Origin of the sequence: Nocardioides daphniae (genome assembly GCF_004777465.1) — a bacterium.
GTDB lineage: Bacteria > Actinomycetota > Actinomycetes > Propionibacteriales > Nocardioidaceae > Nocardioides > Nocardioides daphniae.
The window spans coordinates 427,031-450,227 of the sequence record NZ_CP038462.1; the positions used below are offsets into that span (position 1 = coordinate 427,031).

The following is a 23,197-nucleotide window of genomic DNA, read 5'->3' on the forward strand; positions in this document are numbered from 1 at the left end:
GGGACCGGCCGCCCGGCGCCGTCGGCGGGGTCTGGGATGATCAGGGCCATGTCTGACGCCACGCACCCCACCGACCCGACGCTCGCCGCCGACATCGACGCCTGCTGCCGCCTGAGCGGCGAGTTCACGCTCCGCTCCGGCCAGGTCTCCCACGAGTACTTCGACAAGTACCTCTTCGAGTCCGACCCGGCGCTGCTCGCCCGGGTCGCCGACCAGATGGTCGCGCTGGTGCCCGAGGGCACCGAGCTGCTCGGTGGCCTCGAGCTGGGCGGCGTGCCGATCGCCACCGCGCTGAGTGCCCGCACGCTGCACCCGACGCTCTTCGTCCGCAAGAAGGCGAAGGAGTACGGCACCTGCAAGCTCGCCGAGGGCCCGGACGTGGCCGGCAGGCGCATCACGCTGGTCGAGGACGTCATCACCACCGGCGGTGCCGTGCGTGACGCCGTGCGCGAGTTGCGCGCTGCAGGCGCTGTGGTCGAGGTCGTCATCTGCGCGATCGACCGCTCGCCCGAGGGCGAGAACCCGCTGGCCGACGTGGGCCTCGAGGTGCGCCCTGTGCTGACCAAGGCCGACCTGGACGCTGCGCGGGCTGCCGCCTCCTGACGCCCCTGACGCAACTGTCGGGTTGATGGATGGAGTCGCCGAGCGAGCCCTCATCAACCCGACAGTTCTGCGTCGTGGGGGTGTGTCGTCAGTGGCGGTGGCGCCGCTCGCCGTCGACGTCCTGACCCATGATGTCGCGGTCGGGGCCACCGTCCTGCGGGCCGATCTCGGCGCCGGGGGCGTTGGTCCGACGGTGGCGGACCCACTCCCACGCCATCGGGATGAGCGAGAAGGCGATGATCGCGAAGATCGCGTAGTCGATGTTCTCGCCGAGCGCCGGGAAGACGGTGCCCAGGAGCGCGCCGAGCAGGGTGATCGAGACGACCCAGGCGACTGCGCCGACCATGCTCCACTTGAAGAAGCGGCCGCGGTCCATCTGGGTGACGCCGGCGACGACGGTGATGTACGTGCGTACGAACGGCACGAAGCGGCCGATCACCAGGGCCTTGTTGCCGTGCTTGTCGAAGAAGGCAGTGGTCTGGTCGAAGTACTTGCGCTTGAGGACCTTGCCGTCACGCTCGTAGAGCGGCGGCCCGATCTTGCGCCCGATCTCGTAGCCTGCCACGTTGCCGCCGAAGCCGGCGACGACGAAGAGCGCCATCCCGATCACCAGCTCCAGCCACACCGGGCCGGGGAAGATGTCGATCCCGGTGTCGGGGTGGGCCAGGAAGATGCCCATCGCGAAGAGCAGCGAGTCACCGGGCAGGAACGGGAAGAAGAGCCCGCACTCCACGAAGATGATGAGCAGGCTCAGCCAGAAGAGCTCGGCCCCGAACTGCGACAGCAGCCACTCGGGATCCATCCACTTCATCCCGAACAGCATCGGTTCGAGCATGACGGACTGCAGGTGATGAAGGGGGCTCACGCGCGTCAGCGTACTTGTCCCCGCCTAACCTGACGGAATGGACGACACCGTGGACACCGTGGACGTGAGCAGCCAGGAGCGGGCTCCCTACGACCCGATGCCGCACGGGCAGCCCGAGGTGGGGGTCGGGCCGTGGCCCGGCGGGCGCGAGGAGTGGCCGAACGGCGCGCAGTACGACGTCGAGCTGCTCGAGCACGGCGACCGCCGCAACGTCGTCGACCGCTACCGCTACTGGTCGGTGGAGGCGATCGTCGCCGACCTCGACACCCGCCGGCACACCTTCCACGTGGCCATCGAGAACTGGCAGCACGACTTCAACATCGGCACGATCGTGCGCACGGCCAACGCGTTCCTGGCCGCCGAGGTGCACATCGTCGGCAACCGCCGCTGGAACCGTCGCGGCGCGATGGTCACCGACCGCTACCAGCACGTGCGGCACCACGAGGACGTGCCGGCCCTGGCTGCGTACCTCCACTCCCTCGAGCAACCGGTGCGGCTGCTGGGCATCGACAACCTGCCCGGCAGCGCCCACCTCGAGACGATGGAGATGCCCGAGCGGGTCTGCTTCCTCTTCGGGCAGGAGGGCCCGGGGCTCTCCGCGCAGGCGCACGCGGTGGTCGACGGCACCTTCTCGATCGCCCAGTTCGGCTCGACGCGCTCGATCAACGCGTCGTCGGCGGCCGCCATCGCGATGCATTCGTGGATCCGGGAGCACGCCGACCTCTCCGGCGAGGACGCCTGGCGCGGCTGAAGCTCCGCTGTGTGACTGCGCCCTGTGACTCCGCTGTGGGCGAACGCCCCTCCCGGTTGTCAGCGGCTGCCGCCACGATGACGTCATGGACCTCCTCGTGCTCGGTGGCACCCGTTTCGTCGGACGGGCGCTGGTCGCCGACGCCCTGGCGCGTGGCTGGCGGGTGACGGCGCTGCACCGCGGCGTCACCGGCCGCCTCCCCGACGGTGTCGAGGTGCTGACCGCCGACCGCACCGACGGCGCAGCCCTCGCGGCGGCCGCCGACGGGCGTACGTGGGACCTCGCCATCGACACCTGGGCGGGGGCGCCGCGGGTGGCCACCGCGACCGCGGCGGCGCTGCAGGGCCGGGTGGGGCACCTCGGCTACGTCTCGAGCGAGTCGGTCTACGTGTGGGGCGAGCACGTCGACGAGTCGTCCCCGGTGGTCGACTCCGACACGCGGCTCGGCGACGAGGCCGCCTACGACGTCGCCAAGCGCGGCTCCGAGCTGGGGATCGTCGCCCACTTCCCGCACGCGGTGCTGGCCCGTGCCGGCCTGATCCTCGGCCCCCACGAGGACATCGGCCGCCTGCCGTGGTGGCTGGGCCGGATCGCCGCCGGCGGTGAGGTCGTGGCGCCCGGGCGCCCGGACCGCCCGTTGCAGTCAGTACGTCGACGCGCGCGACCTCGCTGCCTTCCTCCTCGACGCGGTCGCCGGCGACGTCGCCGGGCCCGTCGACGTGGTCTCCCGCTCGGGCCACGCCACCACGCGGACGTTGCTTGAGGCCTGCATCGCCGCCACCGGCTCGGATGCGACCCTGCGCTGGGTCGACGAGTCCACGCTCGCTGCGGCCGGGGTGCAGCCGTGGATCCAGCTGCCCTGCTGGGTGCCCGAGTCGGGGGAGTACGCCGGCTTCCTCGAGGGCGATCCAGCGCGCGCCGCGGCCCTGGGGCTGCGCTGTCGCCCGGTGGCGGAGACCGTCGCGGACACCTGGGCGTGGATGCAGACCGAGGGCGTGGCGCCGCAACGGCCCGACCGTCCCGTGCACGGTCTGCCGGCCGAGCTGGAGCGGGAGCTGCTCGGATGAGGGGCGCACTCGCTGCCCTGGCCCTGGTGCTCGCACCCGTGCTCGCCCTCGGCCCCGCCGTGGCCGTGCCGGTGCCGTCCGCGGAGGCGAAGCCCCGCACCCTGCGTGTGGGGCCCGACCGCGCGCTCACCACCCCCAGCGCGGCCGCGGCGGTGGCCCGCGACGGGGACACCGTGCTGATCGACGCAGGCGTCTACTCCGGTGACGTCGCGACCTGGCCGCAGGACGACCTGACGTTGCGTTCGGTCCGGTCGGGCAAGGCCGTACGCGCGCACCTCAAGGCCGCCGGTCGCCACGCCCAGGGCAAGGCGACGTGGGTAATCTCCGGCGACCGCGTACGGGTCGAGGGCATCGAGTTCTCCGGCTCCGTCGTGCCCGACCGCAACGGCGCCGGGATCCGCAGCGAGGGCACCGACCTGGTGGTCGTGCGCAGCTGGTTCCACCACAACCAGATGGGCCTGCTCACCGTCGCCGACGACCGGAGCGACATCGTGGTGCGCGACTCCCGCTTCTTCCGCAACGGCGCGGGCGACGGCCTCAGCCACAACCTGTACGTCGGTGCCGTGCGCTCGCTGACCGTCACCGGCAGCTGGCTGTGGGGTGCCTCCGTGGGCCACCAGCTCAAGTCCCGCGCGGCCCGCACGACGCTGCTCGCCAACCGCTTCGACGACGCCGACGGCACCGGCTCCTACTCGGTCGACCTGCCCAACGGCGGCGACGCGCTGCTCGTCGGCAACCTGGTCGTCCAGGGGCCGCGCTCGCAGAACACTGGCCTGGTCTCCTACGGGGCCGAACGGCTCACGCACTCGTCGCGGCGGCTGCGGCTGGTCAACAACACCTTCGTCAACCGCCAGCAGGTCGGGACCTACCTCCGCCTCGCGGCGGGCTCGGGTGCGGTGCTCCGCAACAACCTCTTCCACGGACCCGGCGCCCTCGCCGACCGGCCGGTGGACGCCCGGGCCAACCGCCGCGTCGGCCCGCGTGCCTTCCTCGCCGCCGGACGCGGCAACTTCCGGCTGCGCAAGGGGTCGGTGGCCATCAACCGTGGCGTCGCCGTGGGCCGGGGGGCACGGGCGCGCTGGGAGTACGCTCACCCCGCGCACCGCGTACGCCGACCGGTGAAGGGTCGCGTCGACCTCGGCGCGTACGAACGTCGGTAGCGTGAGGCCATGATCGGCACGCCCGGCGGCACCCCCGAGAAGCCGGCCCTCTTCTTCAGCGGGCCGGAGGAGTTCCGCGCCTGGCTCGAGGCCAACCACGCCACGGCCCCCGAGCTGTGGATGGGGCTGCGCCGCAAGCACGTCGAGAACCACGGGCTGACCTGGGCCGAGGCGGTCCCCGAGGCGCTCTGCTTCGGGTGGATCGACTCCGTCTCCCAGGGCATCGACGCCGACACCCGACGCCAGCGTTGGACCCCGCGTCGCCGCGGCAGCAACTGGAGCAAGGTCAACGTGGCCCACGTCGAGCGGCTGCTGGCCGAGGGCCGGATGCACCCGGCAGGGATCGCCGCGTACGAGCTGCGCAGCGAGGCGCGCACCGGGATCTACTCGTTCGAGAGCGAGGTCGCCGACGAGCTGCCCGCGCCGCTGCTCGCCCGTCTCCAGGAGGACCCGGTCGCGGCCGCGTTCTGGGCCGGCGCCGGCCGCTCCTACCGCAAGGTGGTGGTGCACTGGGTGACGTCGGCCAAGCGGGAGGCCACCGTCGAGACGCGGATGGCTGCCCTGGTCGACGACTGCCGCCACGGCCGGTTGGTCAAGCACCAGCGGTACGGCGGCGAGCCGGCGTGGGCGCGCCGGTTGCGCGCCGAGCTGGGGCTGGGCGACAGCGACTGAGGTCGAGCCCCCAGCCCTGTCCTCACCCCAGGGCGCGTAGGTGGCGCAGGTGCAACCAGACGCCGACCGCGAGGATGCCGAGCGGCCCGATGAGCGGGACCAGGAAGGTCACGATGACTCCGCAGACCACGTGCGGCACCCACGGCACGACCTTGAGGGCGCCGAGGACGACGACGTACAGCGCGACCACGATCGCGACGTAGGTGTCGACCATCAGCACCGTCTCCATGCCGCCCAGCCTCTCAGAGGCGGGGCGGAGGTGGTCCGCCTGCCCCCGGAGGGGTAGGAGGCGCCGGGCCGGATGGCGACTAGGATGCGAGCCGAGCAGGTCCTGTCTACCGAGGAGATCCCATGCCCATCGCCACCCCCGAGCGCTATGCCGAGATGCTCGACGCCGCGAAGTCCAAGTCCTTCGCGTACCCGGCCATCAACGTCAGCTCGTCGCAGACCCTCAACGCTGCCCTGCAGGGCTTCGCTGAGGCAGGGTCGGACGGCATCATCCAGATCTCCACGGGCGGCGCGGAGTACCTCTCCGGCCCGACCGTGAAGAACATGGTCACCGGCTCCGCGGCCTTCGCCGCCTACGCCGCAGAGGTCGCGAAGAACTACCCGGTCAACATCGCGCTGCACACCGACCACTGCCCCAAGGACAAGCTGGACGGCTTCGTCCGCCCGCTCGTCGCCCTCTCGGCCGAGCGCGTCAAGCGTGGCGAGAACCCGCTCTTCCAGTCGCACATGTGGGACGGCTCGGCCGTGCCGATGGACGAGAACTTGGTCATCGCCGAGGAGCTGCTCGCTGCCTGCGCCGCGGCCAACATCATCCTCGAGATCGAGATCGGTGTCGTCGGTGGCGAGGAGGACGGCATCGTCGGCGCGATCGACGAGAAGCTCTACACCACCCCCGAGGACGCCCTGGCCACCGCTCGCGCGCTCGGCGTCGGCGAGAAGGGCCGCTACATGACGGCCCTGACCTTCGGCAACGTGCACGGTGTCTACAAGCCGGGCAACGTCAAGCTGCGTCCCGAGATCCTCAAGGCCGCCCAGGAGGCCGTCGCCTCCGAGCTCGGCCTGGCCGAGGGCTCGAAGCCGTTCGACCTGGTCTTCCACGGCGGCTCCGGCTCGACCGAGCAGGAGATCTCCGACGCGGTCGACTTCGGCGTCGTGAAGATGAACATCGACACCGACACCCAGTACGCCTTCACCCGCCCGGTGGCGACGCACATGTTCCAGAACTACGACGGCGTCCTCAAGATCGACGGCGAGGTCGGCAACAAGAAGATGTACGACCCGCGCTCGTGGGGCAAGGCTGCCGAGGCCGGCATGGCTGCCCGCATCGTCGAGGCCTGCCAGAATCTGCGCTCCGCCGGCACCACCCTGGGTGCCTGAGCCCCAGACGTACGACGGACGGCCGGTTCCCCTCGGGGAGCCGGCCGTTCGGCATGTCAGGGTCCGTGCGCTGCGCGGCTGACCTCAGCCCGGCTCGTCGAAGTGGCGCGGGCGCTCGAAGAAGAGGACGGCCACCAGGCCCAGGGTGAAGGCCACCGGCAGGGCCCACAGCGACTGGGCGAGCGCGGCGGAGTAGTCGACGGCCAGCGCGGGGTCGAGCGGCCCGGCCGCCCGCACCGCCTCTCCTCGCCGTTGGGGGTGGGCAGGTCGTAGGCCTCCAGTCGCCACTCGATGACGAGGGCCGCGACGGCGGCGCCCAGAGTCGAGGCGACCTGGCGGGTGCTGTTGTAGACGCCTGACCCGGCTCCGGCCTGGTGCATCGGCAGGTTGCGGTTGGCGGTCGCGGAGAGCGGACCCCACAGGAAGGCCGAGCCGACGCCGAGCAGGCTGATCGCGGCGACGGCGACCCAGACGGGAGTGGTGGCGTCGAGCGCCAGGGCCAGTGCGGCCGTGGCCACGACGGCGCACGCGAAGCCGAAAACGGTGAGCGTACGCGGGTGCTCGCGGTCGGTCAGCCCGCCGACGAGGCGCGCGAGCACGATCGAGCCGACGGCGAGCGGCGTCATCAGCATGCCGGCCTGGAAGGGCGTCCACTCACGCACGGACTGGGCGTAGAGCATGAGCGGGAAGCCCATCGTCATGAACGAGAACGAGACCGTGGCGATCGCCAGGTTGGCCACCGAGAAGTTGCGGTCGCGGAAGAGGCTGAGCGGGAGCAGCGGCTCGGCCCGGTTGCGCGACTGCCAGAAGACGAAGAGCGCCAGCAGGCCGACGCCGCCGATGATGAGCCGCCACACGGTGACCGGGCCGTCGATGCGGCCCCAGTCGTACTGGTGGCCCTCCTGGATGCCGAAGACGAGCCCGAACATGCCGCTGCCGAAGAGCAGGACGCCCAGCCAGTCGAAGCGGTGCTGGTGGGTGGTCAGGTCGGGGAGCAGCCGGGTCGCGGCGACGAAGGCGACCACGCCGACCGGCACGTTGATGAAGAAGATCCACTCCCAGCCCCACGCCCCGACCAGGAAGCCGCCGAGCAGGGGGCCGACCATGGTGGCCACGCCGGCCGTCGCGCCCCACAGGGCCATGGCCTGGCCACGGTGGGCGGCCGGGAAGATCCGGGTGATCATCGCCATCGTCTGCGGCGACATCAGGGCGGCACCCAGCCCCTGCACGGCGCGCGCCGCGACGAGGCTGGTGACGTCGTCGGCCAGCCCGCACCACAGCGACGAGGCGGTGAAGACGACTAGGCCGACGAGGTAGATGCGCTTGGGGCCGTACCGGTCACCGAGGCGGCCGGTGATCAGCAGCGGCACCGCGTAGGTCAGCAGGTAGGCGCTGGTCACCCAGATCGCCTCGTTGACCTCGGCGCCGAGGTCGGAGATGAGCGCAGGGGTCGCCACGGTGAGGATCGAGGCGTCGACCATGATCATGAAGAACCCGAGGACCAGCGCCCACAGCGCCGGCCACGGATTGTCCAGTGTCTCGTCGAGCCCGTCCCTCGCCCTGACGTCCCCCTGCGCCCGACTCACGACTCAGCCCAGCAGGGCGTCGTACGCAGCAGGGCTCGAGTCGCGCAGGAACTCCGAGCAGCGCTCCCACTCGCCGGTCTCGCCGATGGCGCGGGCGGAGAGGGCGAGCAGCGCGAGCGCGCGCAGGAAGCCGCGGTTGGGCTCGTGCTCCCACGGCACCGGGCCGTGGCCCTTCCAGCCGTTGCGGCGCAGCATGTCGAGCGAGCGGTGGTACCCGACGCGTGCGTAGGCGTAGACCGTGACGTCGTCGGCGCCGGCGTCGCGGGCCTGCTCGGCCAGCGTCGCCCAGGCGACGGGGGACTCGGGGTGGCTGCGGACCACCGCAGCAGGGGTGGCGCCGCCCTCGAGCTCGGCGGCAGCAGGGTCAACGGGGAGGTGCGTGGGCGGGGGTCCCGCCATCAGGTCGACGTGAGGCATGCCGACAAGCCTGCCACGGCGCTCCGACAACCGGGCGAGGGCGACCGGGACGAGCCGCTCACCGGGAGGGCGCCCCCGTCCCTTCAGGTCGGCGAGCAGCAGCGCGCTCGCCGCGGCCAGCAGGCACAGCGCGAGCGGGACGACCACGGCGAAGCCGAACTCGAGGTAGCCGAGCGTGCCCAGCACGCCGCCCACGAAGAAGAGGCCGACGAGCAGGGAGAGCACGCCGAGCTTGCGGACGTCGGCGACCACCGGGTCGAGGTCGTGGCGCCGGTGGCGGTAGGCGAGCTTGCCCAGCTCGATGCCGATGTCGGTGACCATGCCGGTCACGTGCGTGGTGCGGATCTGGGCGAACGAGATCTTGGTGATCACCGCGTTCTGCATGCCCATCGTGAAGCACAGCACCCCGATGAAGACGAGCTCGCGCCGCTCCCACGTCAGCTGGTCGGCGAGCAGCCCGAAGCAGCACCAGGAGTGCTTCGAGGACCGGTACAGACGGTCGCGGCGCACTAGGTTGCCTTGGGTGACCACGCGTACGACGCCCGAGGGCGTCCCCGACCTTCCCCCGCTGCACCCGCCTGGACGCTGCTGACGACGCTCGTGCTGGGGGTTGCGGGTCTGGCGCTGCCCGCCGGGTTGGCCCAGGCGTACCCGTCGGGCCTGGAGATGGTCGACGGGGTCGTCCAGTACTCACCCGAGGCGCCGGGGGCGAAGCTGCGCGGCGATGGCGGCACCGGCGGCATGGTGGCGTTGAACGACATTCCTGCCGGCAGCGACGAGAAGCGCCAGTTCGTCGTGGGCCTCTTCTTCTTCTGCACCGACCCGGGCGTCGAGGCGGAGCTGACGGGCGTACGGGCGGTACCACGGGCCGGCACGCCGGAGATCCCGACCTCCGGTGTCGTCCGGCGATTCGAGCCCGGCACCGTCCAGCCCGGGGAGTACCGGCTGGCGGTCGGCTACTACTTCGGCTCACCTGCAGATGACATGGACGACGTCGGCACCTGGCATCCGCTGCGTGGGGCCGACGTGACCGGCACCTGCCGCGAGGAGGAGTTCGACGCCTTCGAGCACGGTGGCGAGGAGGTGGTCGCCCTCCTGGAGGTGGGCGCCGAGGGAGCCGACGTCGACCGCTTCGAGCTGGAGGCGACCGTCGACGGACGCCCCCACCGCCTGGTGATCGACGGCGGGGTCACGATCTGCGGGACCGAGGTCCGCGGCGACGCCTACGACCCCGACAACTGCGACAGCGACGACTGACGTCAGCGACCGAGAGCAGCGTACGCACCTTCTCCGCGCCCAGCGCCACGACGAGCGTGGGCAGGCGCGGACCGCGGTCGGCGTCGACCAGCAGGTTGTAGAGCAGCTTGAAGAAGGCCTTCTGGTCGGCCTTCACCTCGTCGGTGGGCGCCGCGTCGACGGTCAGGCCGTGGGCCAGCTTCGGCACGCCGTAGATCACCGTGGTCACCTCGTTCTGGGTGAGCTCGTCGGGCAGGTGCTCCACCAGCAGGTCGACCCAGCGCTGCTCGTCGGGCGACAGGGCGGCCAGGCGCTCGGTGTCCGGGGTCTCGCGCACGGTCGTACGCTCCTCGGCCGGCACGAACTCGGCCGTCCACTGCATCGCCTTGTCGAGGCGTGGCTCGAGGTCGGCGACCGAGTCGTGCGGGAAGCCGACCGACGAGATGACCTGGCTGATCAGCTCGGCCGACCCGGCGGTCACGTCGGCGACCGACGAGAGGGTGCGGAAGGGGACGTTGACGGCGCTGACCGGCAGCGGGCCGGCCGCGGTCGCGGAAGCCCGCTCGTGGGCCAGCACGGCGACGTCGCGCTTGGCCGGGTCGGCGGCCTTCTTCGTGAGCGCGTCCCACTCGTCGTACAGCCGCACGACCTCGGGACCGAAGTCGATGCTGAAGGTCTGCTTGGGCGCGCGACGGACGTACAGCCAGCGCAGGATCGACGGCTCGAGGATCCGGAGCGCGTCGGCCGCGGTCGGCACGCCGCCCGACGACGACGACATCTTCTGCATGCCGGCGAAGCCGACGAAGCCGTAGGCGACGAACGAGGGCGCGCGGCCGCCGAAGACCTTCACGACGTCCTTGCCGACGGTGTACGACGACCCCGGGGTCGCGTGGTCGGCGCCGCCCGGCTCGAAGTCGACGCCCCTCGTAGGTCCAGCGCATCGGCCAGTCGACCTTCCATACGAGCTTGCCCTCGTCCTGCGTGGCGACGTTGGTGACGCCCTCGAAGGAGCAGGCGGTGCAGGCGTAGGCGAGGTCGGTGGTCTCGTCGTCGTACGACAGCAGCGTCGTGGTGTCACGGCCGCAGCCACGGCAGTAAGGCTTGTAGGGGAAGCGGGAGAGGTCCTCGCCGCCGGCCGGGGTGGCGACGGCCTCGACCGTCTCCTCCTCCATCGTCGACTCGGGCGCCTCGACGCCCTCCTCGGTGCCGTCGAGCGCAGGTGCGGCGGCCTTGGTGCGGTAGCGGGCGAGCACGGACTCGATCGCGTGGCGCTCCCGGATGGCGAGCAGGATCTGGTCGCGGTAGGCGCCCGAGCGGTACATCTCGGTCTGGGAGATCTCCTCCATCTCCACGCCGAGCTCGGCCAGCGCGGCGCGCAGCGGGGCCTTGAAGTGCTCGGCCCAGGAGGTGTGGCAGTCCCACGGGTCAGGCACGGCGCTCAGCGGGCGGCCGATGTGCTCGGCCCATGACGGGTCGACGCCGGCCGGCACCTTGCGGAAGCGGTCGTAGTCGTCCCAGCTGTGCAGGTGACGGGTGCGTACGCCGCGGCGGCGCAGCTCGTCGGCGACGAAGTGCACCGTGAGGAACTCGCGCAGGTTGCCCAGGTGGACCGGGCCCGAGGGGGAGGCGCCCGACGCGCAGGTGACCAGGTCGCGGCCGTCGGCGTGACGGACGGCCTCGTCGGCGGCGCGGGTCACCCAGTCGGTCGGGGGCTGGTCGCCGCGACCCTTGCCGCGGCCCCGGCCCTGCTTCTCGCCCCGCTTCGCGCCCTGCTGCTCAGCGGACGGCTGTGCGTCGGGGGTGGGCTGGGGCTGGGCGTCGGAAGGCACGACCGTACTCCTGGGGTCAGAGGGGCTTGCTGCGCGTCGAACGCTACCCGCCGGGGCGGGCAGCCGCCGAATGAGATCTTGGCGGAGCGACGCACGCTCGGGAAAGACGCGCTGGAGAAAGAGATGTGGCCGCAGGAACATCCCCCCACGGTGTCCTGCGGCCAACATCCGAACGACGGCGGGGACCCCCAGGTTCCGTGCCGCTGCGCAGCATCATGCCACGTGTCGGACCGACCGCGCGAGACAAGCGGCCACTGGCACTAAGATGCCGACATGTCGAACGGGCAGATCGGGTCCTCGCTGGGCCTCACCGAGGAGACCGAGCGGTTCTACCGCGAGGTCATGGGGGCCGACGGTTCACGCGTGGAGCAGGCGGCAGCGCTCCTCCTGATCACCGTCGAGGAGTTCGAGGAGAAGCTCCAGCCCCTGGTCGACATGGTGTGAGCAAGATCACAGACGGAGTGCTCTCCGTGCTTCCTCCTCGGCAGGCGGTCGGCGTCTACCTCGAGCGCCACGCGGCGGCCATGGTCGACTCCGCCAAGCTGATCGCACGGGCCACGAGCGCGCTGCGCTACGTCGAGGACCAGCCCTCCCGGGCCATCGCCGGCGGCGAGGTGCTCAAGGCGGAGGTGGTCACCGGGGCCGCGCCCGTGGAGCTGATGGAGGCCTGGATCGCCTGAAGCGCGGGCGAGGTCATGCTGATGCGCCCCGACCAGTGGCGGCTCCCCAGCGAGCCCACGATGGCAGCCGCGTCGAGCCGGGCCGCCGCGCAGGGCCGCAGGGTCCGGGCGATCTACCCGGTGCGCGCGCTGCACCAGGCGCGTTCCACCCTGCTCGACCGGGCCGCGGCCGGCGAGGAGATCCGACTCCTGCCCGAGGTGCGCAGCCGGTTGGCCATCGTGGGGGACGACCGGGCGCTGATCCCCGAGCAGCCGGGACTGACCAACGTACGCGCGATCGTGCTGCGCGACGCCGCCATCGTCGCCCCGCTGCGGCTCTACTACGAGGAGCTGTGGAACCAGGCCGTCGCGCTGCCGGTCTTCGACGCCCACGACGTACGCCAGGACGCCCGCCGGCTGCTGCTCTCCCAGATGGCGGACGGCGCGCGGGACGAGCAGATCGCCCGCACCCTCGGCATCGGGCTGCGCACGGTGCGCCGCCGGATCGCGAGCCTGATGGAGGAGCTCGGTGCCGAGACCCGCTTCCAGGCCGGGGTCGAGGCCGTCCGCCGCGGCTGGATCTGACCTCGGACCGTGCTGCGAGAAATGATCGAACGGCCGTTCATCCTTCGCGACCCTCGTGGCCCGTCCGGAATTGTGCTCAGCCCTCGGGCAGCAGCATCCGGAAGGCGGCGCGCTCCAGGCGCCAGCTGCGCTCGGTGTGCGGTCCGCTCAGCTCGCCGTCGGCCGACGTCCAGAACTTCTCGCCGGTGATCCGCACGCTCTGGCCGTGCAGGTAGCTCACGTCGTCACGCTCGGGGTGGGCGCCCCGGGCCAGCGCAGCCACGTAGGCGACCCGGGCGAGCGGGCCGGTGGCCGTGGAGACCATGACGTCGATGCGGCCGTCGCTCACGTCGGCGTCGGGGGTGAGCTCCGCGCCGCCGCCGACCGAGGCGCCGTTGCCGAGCGCCACCATCAGGACCTCCTCGTCGGAGACCGTCTGCCCGTCGACCTCGATGCGCACCCTCACCGGCTCGGTCGCCGCGGCCTTGATCGCGCCGAGCGGGTAGCCCAGCTTGCCGAGGTTGACCTTGCCGACCCCTGCCTCGCCGAGCTTCTCCTTGAGCTCCGCGCCGTACCGCGCGGCCTGGGCGCCGGCCCCCAGGTGGACGTTGTTGACGACCACGGTGCCGTCGTCGGCGACCACCAGGTCGACCGGGCGGGCGGTCGCCGCGACCAGGGCGCGGGCGGCCGCGTCGGCCTCCAGGGGCAGCTCGACGCCGCGGGCGAAGTCGTTGCCGGTGCCCAGCGGCAGCAGTCCGAGGGTGGCGCCGGACAGCTCGCCGCGGTCGTGCAGCGTCTGCACGACGGCGTGCAGGCTCCCGTCGCCGCCGGCGACCACGACCGTACGTCCGCCGGCCCGGCCCAGTGCGTCGTCGAGCTCGTCGAGGGACGAGGTCGCGACGACCTCGACCTCGTACGCGTCGCGCAGCACCTCGAGCGCGGCCTCGAGGTTCTCCTCGTCAGCGGTCCCGGCGCCCGAGTTGGTGATGACCAGCAGTCGTTCCATGACGAGAAGGTAGCCCAGTGGAGTTTTGGTAGAGTCTGGGCGCAAGAGCTCCGGTCTTGTACCGGGGCTGTTTCTGTGTAACGACGAGAGGGGCTGCGATGCCCGCGATCATGGTTCTGGGCGCCCAGTGGGGCGACGAAGGCAAGGGCAAGGCGACCGACCTGCTCGCCTCCACCACCGACAACATCGACTACGTCGTGCGGACGAGTGGTGGCCACAACGCCGGCCACACGATCGTCGTCAACGGGGAGAAGTTCGCGACGCACCTGCTGCCCAGCGGCATCCTCACCCCCGGCGCGACCTGCGTCATCGGCAACGGCGTCGTCGTCTCGCCCGAGGCGCTCTTCCGCGAGCTCGACCTGCTCATCGACCGCGGCGTGGAGCTCGCCCCGCTCATCGTCAGCGCCAACGCGCACGTGATCGCCTCCTACCACTCGACGATCGACAAGGTCACCGAGCGGTTCCTCGGCAAGAACCAGATCGGCACCACCGGCCGCGGCATCGGCCCGGCCTACGCCGACAAGATCAACCGCGTCGGCATCCGCATCGCCGACCTCTTCGACGAGGGCATCCTGCGCGAGAAGGTCGAGGCGGCCCTCGACACGCGCAACCACCTGCTGACCAAGGTCTTCAACCGTCGCGCGATCGAGGTCGACGCCGTCGTCGAGGAGCTGCTCTCCTACACCGAGCGCCTGCACCCGATGGTCGCCGACACCTCGCTGCTGCTCAACCGGGTGCTCGACGAGGGCAAGACCGTCCTCTTCGAGGGAGCCCAGGCGACGATGCTCGACGTCGACCACGGGACGTACCCCTTCGTCACCTCCTCGAACCCGGTCGCCGGCGGCGTCTGCGTGGGCGCCGGCATCGGCCCCACCCGCGTCGACCGCGTCATCGGCGTCATCAAGGCCTACACGACCCGCGTCGGTGCCGGTCCGTTCCCGACCGAGCTCTTCGACGCCGACGGTGAGGCGCTGCAGCGCATCGGCGGCGAGATCGGTGTCTCCACCGGTCGTACGCGGCGCTGCGGCTGGTACGACGCGGTCATCGCGCGCTATGCGACCCGCGTCAACGGCCTGACCGACTTCTTCCTCACCAAGCTCGACGTGCTGACCGGCTGGGAGAAGATCCCGGTCTGCGTGGCCTACGAGGTCGACGGCCAGCGGGTCGACGAGATGCCGATGACGCAGACTGAGTTCCACCACGCCAAGCCGGTCTACGAGTACCTGGACGGCTGGACCGAGGACATCTCCGGCTGCCGCTCCTTCGAGGACCTGCCCGCCACCGCGCAGGCGTACGTCAAGCGCCTCGAGGAGCTCTCCGGGACCCGCATCTGGGCCGTCGGCGTGGGCCCGGGCCGCGAGCAGACGGTGGTCGTCCACCCGGACTGACGTCGGAGTCCGGCTGACGAGTCCTTGCCAGCGGCGCTGGCGTCGTACAGGGTGTGCCCCATGTCACACAGAGAACTGGGTCAGCTCACCGTCGCCATCACCGGCGGCGCCCGCGGCATCGGCGCCGCCGCCGCACGCCAGCTGCGCGACGCGGGGGCGCGCGTGGTCATCAGCGACCGCGACGAGACGTTGCTCGGTCGGACGGCCGACGAGCTGGGGGTCCTCGGGCACCCGCTCGACGTGACCGACCCGGAGCAGTGGGAGGCCTTCGCCTCCACGGTCGGCCGCATCGACGTGCTGGTCAACAACGCCGGGATCATGCCGGTCGGGCTCTTCACCGAGGAGCGGCCGGGCGTCACCGAGCAGGTCTTCGCGATCAACACCATGGGGCCGATCCACGGCACCCGGACCTTCGCGCCGCGGATGATCGCGCAGGGCGGCGGCCACATCGTCAACATCGCCTCCGCCGTCGGCCGCGTCGCCCTGCCCGGTGGGGCGACCTACTCGGCCTCGAAGCACGCCGTCGTCGGCTTCACCGAGGCGGTCCGCGAGGAGCTCGCGCCCTACGGCGTCGACGTCTCGATGGTGCTGCCCGTGATCGTGCAGACCGACCTCTCCCGTGGCGTCTCCTCGACCCGTGGCGTGCCGGAGACGAAGCCGGAGGACGTCGCCGACGTGATCGTCGACGTGATCCGGCGGCCGGTCGCCGAGGCGTGGGCCCCGTGCTGGGGCCAGCCCGTCGCGAAGGTCTCCTCGATCCTGCCGCGCCGGATGAAGGACCTCGCCTCGCGCGCCTTCAAGGCCGACTCCGTGCTCACCGGCGCCGACGCGAACGTCAGGGCGGCGTACGAGGCGGACGTGCGCGGGCGCTGAGCTCTCGCTCGCTGAGACGCCCGGTCCACGCCTGTGCCGGTCGCTACGGTGCCGAGCGTGACTTCTCGGACGAGCCTGCCGTTCCTGCTGACGACGCTGGTCGCTGCCCTGCTGGTGCCGGCGGCGCCGGCGGGTGCGGCGAGCGCTGACGGGACCCGGCACCCCCACGTGCAGCCCGGACTCCCGGACAACAAGGCCGTGACCACGCCGGGCGGCACCTTCGCCTCCCTGGTCCCGCTGGTCAACCGGACGCGCACGAAGCAGACCGCCTGGGTGACCTTCTCCCGCACCTGCCTGGTCGGCGGGAGCAAGCAGGAGGTCCTGGTCAGCCAGCAGAAGGTCACCGTCCCGGCCGACAAGAACCCCACGGCCACGGGGGCCTACCCGGTCCGCTTCGTGAAGGCCGCGGTGCCGGTGCCCCAGGAGTGCGCCGACGGGCTGGAGGTCGGCGACCAGATCGGGTGGACGTCGGTCAACGTCACCACCGACCGCCCCACCGCGCCCGGGGGAGCGGTCTACGAGCTCCTCCACTGGGGCAGGCCGCTCACGCGGAAGAACCGTGAGTTCAACCTCAAGATCCACGCGAAGGCGCCGAAGCCGCGCAGGAACTACGAGCTCCACCACGCCTACCCGGTGAAGTACGCGAAAAAGTTCGCTGCGCTCGGCCTGCCGGTGCACGACCCGCGACACTTGCGCTGGTGGTGCGACAAGCCGAACCAGGAGGGCGGCTACCGCTCGCGGGTCGGGGCGTACAACGCGGCGTGGAAGAAGTTCTTCGCCCGGAACAAGAAGCCGTCCCTGACCAAGGTGGTCCTCTTCCGCCGGGACCTCGAGCGCCCGACGAGGTTCAGCTACCACTGTTGACGGCGGTCCCACGGGCCCTCGCGCTGGCGGAGCGGTCGACGACCAGGCCCTAGAATCACCCCACGTGAAGACCCTCGTGATCGGTACCGGCGGCCGCGAGCACGCGCTCGCCCTGGCTCTCTCCCGTGACCCGAGCGTCACCGAGGTGCACGCAGCCCCGGGCAACCCGGGCATCGGCGCCTTCGCCATCCTGCACCCGGTCGACCTGATGGACGGCGACGCCGTGGCGGCGCTCGCCACCTCGATCGGTGCCGACCTGGTCGTCGTCGGCCCCGAGGCCCCCCTCGTCGCAGGCGTCGCCGACGCCGTCCGCGCCGCCGGCGTGGCGGTGTTCGGCCCGTCGGCCGCGGCCGCGCAGCTCGAGGGCTCCAAGGCCTTCTCCAAGGAGGTCATGGCCGCAGCGGGCGTCCCGACCGCCGGCTCGCGGACCTGCACCACCGCCGACGAGTACGCCGCCGCGCTCGACGCCTTCGGCGCCCCGTACGTCGTCAAAGACGACGCGTTGGCGGCCGGCAAGGGCGTGGTGGTCACTCTCGACCGTGCGGAGGCGCTCGCCCACGCCGAGGCCTGCGGCCGGGTCGTCATCGAGGAGTTCCTCGACGGCCCCGAGGTCTCCCTCTTCGCGGTCTGCGACGGTGGTACCGCCCGCCCGCTGCAGCCCGCCCAGGACTTCAAGCGGATCTTCGACGGCGGCCAGGGCCCCAACACCGGCGGCATGGGGTCGTACTCACCGCTGCCGTGGCGCCGGCCGACCTCGCCGAGACCGTGATGGCGACCGTCGTGCAGCCCACCCTCGACGAGATGGCCCGCCGCGGCGCCCCCTTCGTCGGCTGCCTCTACGTCGGCCTGGCGCTGACCGCCAGCGGCCCGCGGGTGATCGAGTTCAACGTCCGCTTCGGCGACCCCGACATCCAACCCGTGCTGGCCGTCCTCACCTCCCCGCTGGGTGAGCTGCTCAAGGCGGCGGCCGACGGCGAGCTCGACCGCGTCGCCGCGCCCACCTTCTCCGCCGGCGCCTCGGTCACCGTCGTGCTGGCCTCGGCTGGCTACCCCGAGTCGTCCTCGAAGGGCGACGTCATCACCGGCGTCGAGGATGCCGGCCTGATGGCTGACGTCGACGTGATCCACGCCGGCACCGCCACCGACGACCAGGGCCGCCTGGTCACCGCCGGCGGCCGCGTCCTGGCCGTCCGCGCGCTCGGCAGCGACGTCGCCGAGGCCCGCGCGAAGGCGTACGCAGGCGCCGAGAAGATTTCGTTCGACGGCCTCCAGCGCCGCTCGGACATCGCAGCCGAACCGTTGGGCGTCATCGAGGGCGCCTCACTCAAGGAGTCTGACCGCTGATGGCCACCGTTCCCAACGTCCTGGCGACCCGCTACGCCGCCGCCGACCTCGCCGCGATCTGGTCGCCCGAGCACAAGATCGTCCTGGAGCGTCAGCTCTGGATCGCCGTCCTCAAGGCGCAGAAGGACCTCGGCATCGACGTGCCCGACGGCGTCGTCGAGGCCTACGAGGCCGTCGTCGACCAGGTCGACCTCGGCTCCATCGCCGACCGTGAGCGGATCACCCGCCACGACGTGAAGGCGCGCATCGAGGAGTTCTCGGCGCTCGCCGGCCACGAGCACATCCACAAGGGCATGACCTCGCGCGACCTCACCGAGAACGTCGAGCAGCTCCAGCTCAAGCAGAGCCTCGAGCTGCTGCGTGACCGCGCCGTCGCCACCCTGGCCCGCCTCGCGCGCCTGGCCACCGAGCACGAGACCACCGTGATGGCCGGCCGCTCGCACAACGTCGCCGCGCAGGCCACCACGCTGGGCAAGCGCTTCGCCACCGTCGCCGACGAGATGCTGATCGCCGTCCAGCGCATCGAGGAGCTGCTCGCCCGCTTCCCGCTGCGCGGCATCAAGGGCCCGATGGGCACCGCCCAAGACATGCTCGACCTGCTCGACGGCGACGCCGACAAGCTCGCCGAGCTCGAGCAGCGCGTCGCCGCCCACCTCGGCTTCGACCACGTGCTGACCTCGGTCGGCCAGGTCTACCCGCGCTCGCTCGACTTCGAGGCGCTCTCCGCCGTCGTGCAGCTCGTCGCCGGCCCCTCCAACCTGGCCACCACGATCCGCCTGATGGCCGGCATCGAGCTGGTCACCGAGGGCTTCAAGGAGGGCCAGGTCGGCTCCTCGGCGATGCCGCACAAGATGAACACCCGCTCCTGCGAGCGCGTCAACGGCCTGGCCGTCATCACCCGTGGCTACCTGTCGATGGTCGGCGAGCTCGCCGGCGACCAGTGGAACGAGGGCGACGTCTCCTGCTCCGTGGTCCGCCGCGTGGCCCTGCCCGACGCCTTCTTCGCCGCCGACGGCCTCTTCCAGACCTTCCTCACCGTGCTCGACGAGTTCGGTGCCTTCCCGGCGGTCATCCAGCGCGAGCTCGACCGCTACCTGCCCTTCCTGGCCACCACCAAGGTGCTCATGGACGCCGTCAAGAATGGCGTCGCCGCGAGGTCGCCCACGAGGTGATCAAGGAGGCTGCGGTCGGCACGGCGCTCGCGATGCGCAAGGGGCAGGTCGAGAACGACGTCTTCGAGAAGCTCGCCGCCAGCCCGGAGCTGGGCCTGACCCGCGAGCAGATCGACGCGCTGGTCGCCGACCCGATCACCTTCACCGGTGCCGCGGTCGCGCAGACCCAGGCCGTCGTACGCCAGGTCGCGGCGCTCGCCGAGAAGTACCCGGCCGCGGCGGCGTACGCCCCCGGCGCCATCCTCTGACGCCTGCCCTTCGGCGCGGTCAGTCCTCGACGCCCCGTCCCCAGGTCACCGTCTCGGTGACCGCGGGCGGGGCGTCGTCGCGCAGCTGGGGGTCGGGCGTCGCGCCCAGCGCACCGTTGACCGTCGAGAAGGCGTGGCGCAGGGCGACGTACGTCGTGAGCGCGAAGACCTGCCGGTCGTCGAAGCCGACGCCACGCAGCGCCGCGACGTCGTCCGGGCCGGTGGCGCTCGGGTCGAGGACGACGGCGCGCGCCCACGCGGCGAGCACGCGCAGGCGCTCCGGCAACGCCTCCAGCTCACCCTTCAGCACCGCCAGCGCCGTCTCCTCGTCGGCGAACCGGCTCAGCCGTCCGCCCCAGGCCAGCGCGCAGTAGCTGTCACCGCGGGCCGCCGCGGTGGCGCAGACCAGGACGCCGCGCTCGACCGTGGTCAGCCCCGCGATCTCGGCGGTGCGCACCAGCAGGCTGGTGAAGGAGTCGTTGGTGGCGGGGTCGTGCGCCCAGAGCCGGGACAGGTTCATCACGAAGCCGTCCTGGTCGACGTCGGCGGCGTAGAGCGCCTCCACGTCGGGTGAGCCGGGGGGTTCGCTGAGGAAGGTCATGCTCCATTGGAAGGCCGTCGGGGGCGGCGGGGCAACGGTCCGACGTGACTCTCGTCGCGTCTCTCCCCAGTTTGAGGGACGGTGCTGGATGGGGATGCTGGACCAGTCCTGACCCTCGAGCTCCAAGGAGGGGCGCCACACGCGCCGCACACCACATGGGAGACCACAAGCAACACCGTCCGGGGCCGCAGCTGACGCCCGACCCCGAGCTCGGCCCCGGCGCCTCCGGCGACCCGGACGAGCGCCACCCGGCGCTGGACTTCCCGCCCGTCGACACCGACGAGACCGGCGGCGGCTTCGACCGGGTGGTCTTCGGCGTGACGGCCGCGATCGTGCTGGCCTTCCTCGCCTGGGGCGCCACCGACACCGAGGGGCTCTCCTCCTGGTCGTCGAGCGCGCTCGGCTGGGTGATCGAGCACACCGGCTGGCTCTTCATCCTGGTCTCCAGCGGCTTCGTGGTCTTCGTGCTGTGGCTGGCGATCGGCAAGTACGGCAACATCCCGCTCGGCCGTGACGACGAGGAGCCGGAGTTCCGAACCACCTCGTGGGTCGCGATGATGTTCAGCGCCGGCATGGGCATCGGGCTGATGTTCTGGGGCGCCGCCGAGCCGCTGGAGTACGTCCGCAACGTCGTCCCGGGCACCGACGGCGACCACGCCGTCGAGACCGCGATGGCGCAGACCCTCTTCCACTGGACCCTGCACCCTTGGGCGATCTACTGCGTCGTCGGTCTGGCGGTCGCCTACGGCCTCTACCGCAAGGGCCGCGTCCAGCTGATCAGCGCCGTCTTCCGCCCGCTGCTCGGCAAGGCCGTCGACGGCCCGGCCGGCAAGGTCATCGACATGCTCGCGATCTTCGCGACCCTCTTCGGCTCGGCCGCCTCGCTCGGCCTGGGCGCCCTGCAGATCGCCGAGGGCTACCGGATCGTCTCCGGCGGCAGCCAGGTCACCAACGCCTTCCTGGTGCTGCTGATCGTCGGGCTCACCGTGTGCTTCATCGCCTCGGCCGTCTCCGGCGTCGCCCGCGGCATCCAGTGGCTGAGCAACATCAACATGGGTGCTGGCCCTGCTCCTGGCGCTCTTCGTCTTCCTGGTCGGCCCGACCGTCTTCGTGCTCAACATGGTGCCCACCGCGCTGGGCGCCTACGTCGACCAGATGGGCGTGATGGCCGGCCGCACCGGCGCCGAGGGCCCCGAGGTCGCCTCGTGGCTCGGCTCCTGGACCGTCTTCTACTGGGCCTGGTGGGTCAGCTGGACCCCCTTCGTCGGCATGTTCATCGCCCGCATCTCGCGCGGCCGCACCATCCGCCAGTTCGTCTCCGGCGTGCTGCTCGTGCCGAGCGTGGTGAGCCTGCTCTGGTTCGCGATCTTCGGTGGCGCCGCCATCTTCGAGACGCAGAACGGCGCCGACCTCGGCGACAACTCCACCCAGGTGCTCTTCCGGCTGCTCGACCAGTACCCGATCGCCGAGGTCACCAGCATCCTGGTGATGGTCCTGGTCGGCATCTTCTTCGTCTCCGGCGCCGACGCGGCCTCCATCGTGATGGGGTCGCTGTCGGAGCGCGGCGCGGTCGAGCCCAAGCGGCTCAACGTCATCTTCTGGGGCTCCCTCACCGGCGCCGTTGCCGCGGTCATGCTGGTGATCGGCAACAACTCCGGCCAGGGCGGCGACGCGGCCCTCCAGGGCCTGCAGAACGTCACGATCGTGGCGGCGCTGCCGTTCGTCGCGGTGATGATCGGCATCTGCGTCTCGCTGGTGCGCGACCTCAGCCGCGACCCGATCGTCGTACGCCGCGCCTACGCCATCTCGCGCGTCGAGGAGGCCGTCGTGCAGGGCCTCACCGACCACGGCGACGAGTTCGCCCTGGCGGTCGTGCACGACGAGGCGGGCACCAACCCGGTCGTGCCGGCCGAGGTGGACGAGCCCGGCGCGGCCGTGGTGGCCGAGGGGGTCGCCGACGTCCCGGTCGACGTCACCCGCGACAGCGAGGCCGCCGGGACCGTCGATGACGGTGACGCTGCCGGCGACAAGCAACCGGTGGCCTGAACCCACCCGCGGACGACGAAGGTCCGGCCCCCGAACGGGAGCCGGACCTTCGTCATGTCGGGGGCCGGATCAGTCCTGGCGCAGCGAGCGCACCGGCGACAGCCAGCCGTCGTACGCGCCCGTGGAGCCCGTGCCCCAGAACGCCTTCAGCGGGGAGAAGTAGCGCGGACGCGGGCTCGGCGGCAGCGGCTTCGGCTTCTTGGGCAGCTTGATGCCCGGAGGTAGCCGACCTTCATGGAGCCGTTGTTCTCGTTGGCGGCCACCCACGTGATCGCCTTGCGACGGACCGAGATGATCTTGGTCTTCTTCTTGCCGATCCGGATCTGCTTGTCCGGGTTGGCCTTGTCGGCGTGGCCCCACGCGAAGTCGACGAAGAAGTCGTTCTTGTTGACGACCTTGACCTTGCCGGGACGGTTCTTGATCTTGGTGACCGAGACGTTCATCTTCGGCGACGGCTTCACGACCACGGTGAGCGTGCCGGGCACCAGCGTCTCGAATCGTCGCGGCCCAGTACTTGAAGGTGTAGGTCCCGGCCGACTTGGCGTCGGCGAGCAGCACGGTCATGCCCAGCAGGTCACCGAACATCACCTTGCCCTCGAGCACCTCCTGGATGCGGCAGACCTCCAGCACGTCGCCGTCGGGGTCGGTGTCGTTGGCGAGCAGCTCGGGCAGGGCGATGGTGTTCTCGTACATCGTGATCGTGTCGTCGACGACCACCGGCGGGGCGGCGTTGGCCGGGGCGGCCAGTGAGAGCGCCCCCAGCGTCGAGGCCACCAGACCGGTGGCGAGGAGGGCGGCGAGGCGTGAAGTCAGTCTGCGCATGGGGAGGAAACTAGCGGCTGGCGCCGACGCTCCGCAGG

At 71.5% G+C, this 23,197-nt stretch carries 23 protein-coding genes and 6 pseudogenes; 19 read left to right on the top strand and 10 right to left on the bottom strand.

The features are described from left to right. The first annotated feature begins 48 nt into the window (after positions 1 to 48). Positions 49 to 603 carry an orotate phosphoribosyltransferase gene (pyrE, locus tag E2C04_RS02075; protein WP_135831350.1) on the top strand — a complete coding sequence of 185 codons (555 nt, stop codon included), beginning with the start codon at positions 49 to 51 and terminating at the stop codon, positions 601 to 603. 88 nt (positions 604 to 691) lie between these two features. Here pyrE and E2C04_RS02080 read toward each other — a convergent pair whose 3' ends face one another. Beyond that, complete coding sequence (locus E2C04_RS02080) at positions 692 to 1,468, bottom strand: DedA family protein (protein ID WP_229721354.1); 777 nt, start codon at positions 1,466 to 1,468, stop codon at positions 692 to 694. Positions 1,469 to 1,565: 97 nt separating this feature from the next. Here E2C04_RS02080 and E2C04_RS02085 point away from each other — a divergent pair, with 97 nt between their 5' ends. The 5 genes from E2C04_RS02085 (at position 1,566) to E2C04_RS02100 (ending at position 5,118) form a co-directional block, all read left to right on the top strand. Further along, on the top strand, positions 1,566 to 2,219 hold the full coding sequence (locus E2C04_RS02085) for a TrmH family RNA methyltransferase (RefSeq protein WP_229721432.1): 654 nt from the start codon (positions 1,566 to 1,568) through the stop codon (positions 2,217 to 2,219). A gap of 85 nt (positions 2,220 to 2,304) precedes the next feature. Continuing rightward, entirely contained in the window at positions 2,305 to 2,982 is a 678-nt protein-coding gene (locus tag E2C04_RS02090; protein ID WP_202977856.1) for an NAD-dependent epimerase/dehydratase family protein, read from the top strand. Then, the gene (locus E2C04_RS18395; RefSeq protein ID WP_202977857.1) at positions 2,975 to 3,286 is read left to right on the top strand and encodes a hypothetical protein; all 312 of its coding nucleotides are present in this window, start codon (positions 2,975 to 2,977) and stop codon (positions 3,284 to 3,286) included. Before E2C04_RS02090 ends, E2C04_RS18395 begins: the two co-directional genes overlap by 8 nt. Continuing rightward, positions 3,283 to 4,446: a right-handed parallel beta-helix repeat-containing protein gene (locus tag E2C04_RS02095; RefSeq protein ID WP_135831352.1), complete on the top strand. Its 1,164-nt coding sequence runs from the start codon at positions 3,283 to 3,285 to the stop codon at positions 4,444 to 4,446. Before E2C04_RS18395 ends, E2C04_RS02095 begins: the two co-directional genes overlap by 4 nt. Before the next feature lie 9 nt (positions 4,447 to 4,455). Beyond that, positions 4,456 to 5,118 carry a YdeI/OmpD-associated family protein gene (locus E2C04_RS02100; protein ID WP_135831353.1) on the top strand — a complete coding sequence of 221 codons (663 nt, stop codon included), beginning with the start codon at positions 4,456 to 4,458 and terminating at the stop codon, positions 5,116 to 5,118. Positions 5,119 to 5,140: 22 nt separating this feature from the next. Here E2C04_RS02100 and E2C04_RS02105 read toward each other — a convergent pair whose 3' ends face one another. Next, positions 5,141 to 5,347: a hypothetical protein gene (locus E2C04_RS02105; RefSeq protein WP_135831354.1), complete on the bottom strand. Its 207-nt coding sequence runs from the start codon at positions 5,345 to 5,347 to the stop codon at positions 5,141 to 5,143. Between the two features lie 122 nt (positions 5,348 to 5,469). Between E2C04_RS02105 and fbaA the strand changes: the two genes are divergently transcribed. Then, positions 5,470 to 6,504, top strand: a complete 1,035-nt coding sequence (gene fbaA, locus E2C04_RS02110) for a class II fructose-bisphosphate aldolase (protein WP_135831355.1) — start codon at positions 5,470 to 5,472, stop codon at positions 6,502 to 6,504. A 56-nt stretch (positions 6,505 to 6,560) separates the two neighbouring features. Here the strand turns inward: fbaA and E2C04_RS19085 are convergent, their stop codons facing one another. Further along, positions 6,561 to 8,090, bottom strand: coding sequence for an MFS transporter (locus tag E2C04_RS19085; protein WP_238694398.1), 1,530 nt, complete (start codon positions 8,088 to 8,090; stop codon positions 6,561 to 6,563). 3 nt (positions 8,091 to 8,093) lie between these two features. Beyond that, on the bottom strand, positions 8,094 to 9,017 hold the full coding sequence (locus E2C04_RS21765) for a DUF3151 family protein (protein ID WP_420873089.1): 924 nt from the start codon (positions 9,015 to 9,017) through the stop codon (positions 8,094 to 8,096). Between the two features lie 9 nt (positions 9,018 to 9,026). Here E2C04_RS21765 and E2C04_RS19095 point away from each other — a divergent pair, with 9 nt between their 5' ends. Then, entirely contained in the window at positions 9,027 to 9,764 is a 738-nt protein-coding gene (locus E2C04_RS19095) for a hypothetical protein (protein ID WP_238694399.1), read from the top strand. On the opposite strand, the pseudogene E2C04_RS18405 reads toward E2C04_RS19095, so the two are convergent. Continuing rightward, positions 9,697 to 10,650, bottom strand: a pseudogene (locus E2C04_RS18405) (hypothetical protein); the annotation flags it as partial. The gene E2C04_RS19095 and the pseudogene E2C04_RS18405 overlap by 68 nt on opposite strands. A 25-nt stretch (positions 10,651 to 10,675) precedes the next feature. Next, positions 10,676 to 11,740, bottom strand: a pseudogene (locus E2C04_RS19100) (hypothetical protein); the annotation flags it as partial. A 105-nt stretch (positions 11,741 to 11,845) separates the two neighbouring features. Between E2C04_RS19100 and E2C04_RS17555 the strand changes: the two are divergent. Genes E2C04_RS17555 through E2C04_RS02140 form a run of 3 tightly spaced genes read left to right on the top strand, consistent with a single transcriptional unit; the run spans position 11,846 to position 12,816 of the window. Next, complete coding sequence (locus E2C04_RS17555; protein ID WP_158630558.1) at positions 11,846 to 12,016, top strand: hypothetical protein; 171 nt, start codon at positions 11,846 to 11,848, stop codon at positions 12,014 to 12,016. Continuing rightward, positions 12,013 to 12,252, top strand: coding sequence for a hypothetical protein (locus tag E2C04_RS02135; protein WP_135831356.1), 240 nt, complete (start codon positions 12,013 to 12,015; stop codon positions 12,250 to 12,252). The genes E2C04_RS17555 and E2C04_RS02135 overlap by 4 nt, the downstream gene beginning before the upstream one ends. A gap of 21 nt (positions 12,253 to 12,273) precedes the next feature. Further along, positions 12,274 to 12,816, top strand: coding sequence for a helix-turn-helix transcriptional regulator (locus E2C04_RS02140; RefSeq protein ID WP_158630559.1), 543 nt, complete (start codon positions 12,274 to 12,276; stop codon positions 12,814 to 12,816). Between the two features lie 76 nt (positions 12,817 to 12,892). Here E2C04_RS02140 and E2C04_RS02145 read toward each other — a convergent pair whose 3' ends face one another. Continuing rightward, positions 12,893 to 13,801 carry a diacylglycerol/lipid kinase family protein gene (locus E2C04_RS02145; RefSeq protein ID WP_135831358.1) on the bottom strand — a complete coding sequence of 303 codons (909 nt, stop codon included), beginning with the start codon at positions 13,799 to 13,801 and terminating at the stop codon, positions 12,893 to 12,895. Positions 13,802 to 13,899: 98 nt separating this feature from the next. Between E2C04_RS02145 and E2C04_RS02150 the strand changes: the two genes are divergently transcribed. From E2C04_RS02150 to purB, 6 genes and pseudogenes are all read left to right on the top strand, one after another. Beyond that, positions 13,900 to 15,189, top strand: coding sequence for an adenylosuccinate synthase (locus tag E2C04_RS02150; protein ID WP_135831359.1), 1,290 nt, complete (start codon positions 13,900 to 13,902; stop codon positions 15,187 to 15,189). 60 nt (positions 15,190 to 15,249) lie between these two features. Further along, on the top strand, positions 15,250 to 16,062 hold the full coding sequence (locus E2C04_RS02155; protein ID WP_135831360.1) for an SDR family NAD(P)-dependent oxidoreductase: 813 nt from the start codon (positions 15,250 to 15,252) through the stop codon (positions 16,060 to 16,062). A gap of 57 nt (positions 16,063 to 16,119) precedes the next feature. Beyond that, positions 16,120 to 16,926, top strand: a complete 807-nt coding sequence (locus tag E2C04_RS02160) for a hypothetical protein (protein ID WP_135831361.1) — start codon at positions 16,120 to 16,122, stop codon at positions 16,924 to 16,926. A gap of 76 nt (positions 16,927 to 17,002) precedes the next feature. After that, positions 17,003 to 17,775: pseudogene (locus tag E2C04_RS19105) on the top strand (phosphoribosylamine--glycine ligase); the annotation flags it as partial. A gap of 180 nt (positions 17,776 to 17,955) precedes the next feature. Continuing rightward, complete coding sequence (locus tag E2C04_RS19110; RefSeq protein ID WP_238694542.1) at positions 17,956 to 18,270, top strand: phosphoribosylglycinamide synthetase C domain-containing protein; 315 nt, start codon at positions 17,956 to 17,958, stop codon at positions 18,268 to 18,270. Beyond that, a pseudogene (gene purB / locus E2C04_RS02170) lies at positions 18,270 to 19,690 on the top strand (adenylosuccinate lyase). Before E2C04_RS19110 ends, purB begins: the two are co-directional and overlap by 1 nt. 19 nt (positions 19,691 to 19,709) lie before the next feature. Here purB and E2C04_RS02175 read toward each other — a convergent pair. Beyond that, positions 19,710 to 20,291, bottom strand: a complete 582-nt coding sequence (locus E2C04_RS02175; protein ID WP_135831362.1) for a carboxymuconolactone decarboxylase family protein — start codon at positions 20,289 to 20,291, stop codon at positions 19,710 to 19,712. A gap of 155 nt (positions 20,292 to 20,446) precedes the next feature. On the opposite strand from E2C04_RS02175, the pseudogene E2C04_RS20625 reads away from it, so the two are divergent. After that, a pseudogene (locus E2C04_RS20625) lies at positions 20,447 to 21,283 on the top strand (BCCT family transporter); the annotation flags it as partial. Between the two features lie 64 nt (positions 21,284 to 21,347). After that, entirely contained in the window at positions 21,348 to 22,337 is a 990-nt protein-coding gene (locus E2C04_RS20630) for a BCCT family transporter (RefSeq protein WP_275106549.1), read from the top strand. Between the two features lie 146 nt (positions 22,338 to 22,483). Here the strand turns inward: E2C04_RS20630 and E2C04_RS19115 are convergent, their stop codons facing one another. Beyond that, positions 22,484 to 22,780: a hypothetical protein gene (locus E2C04_RS19115; RefSeq protein ID WP_135831363.1), complete on the bottom strand. Its 297-nt coding sequence runs from the start codon at positions 22,778 to 22,780 to the stop codon at positions 22,484 to 22,486. Positions 22,781 to 22,886: 106 nt separating this feature from the next. After that, positions 22,887 to 23,159 (bottom strand): annotated as a pseudogene (locus tag E2C04_RS21770) (Ig-like domain-containing protein); the annotation flags it as partial. Between the last annotated feature and the right edge of the window lie 38 nt (positions 23,160 to 23,197).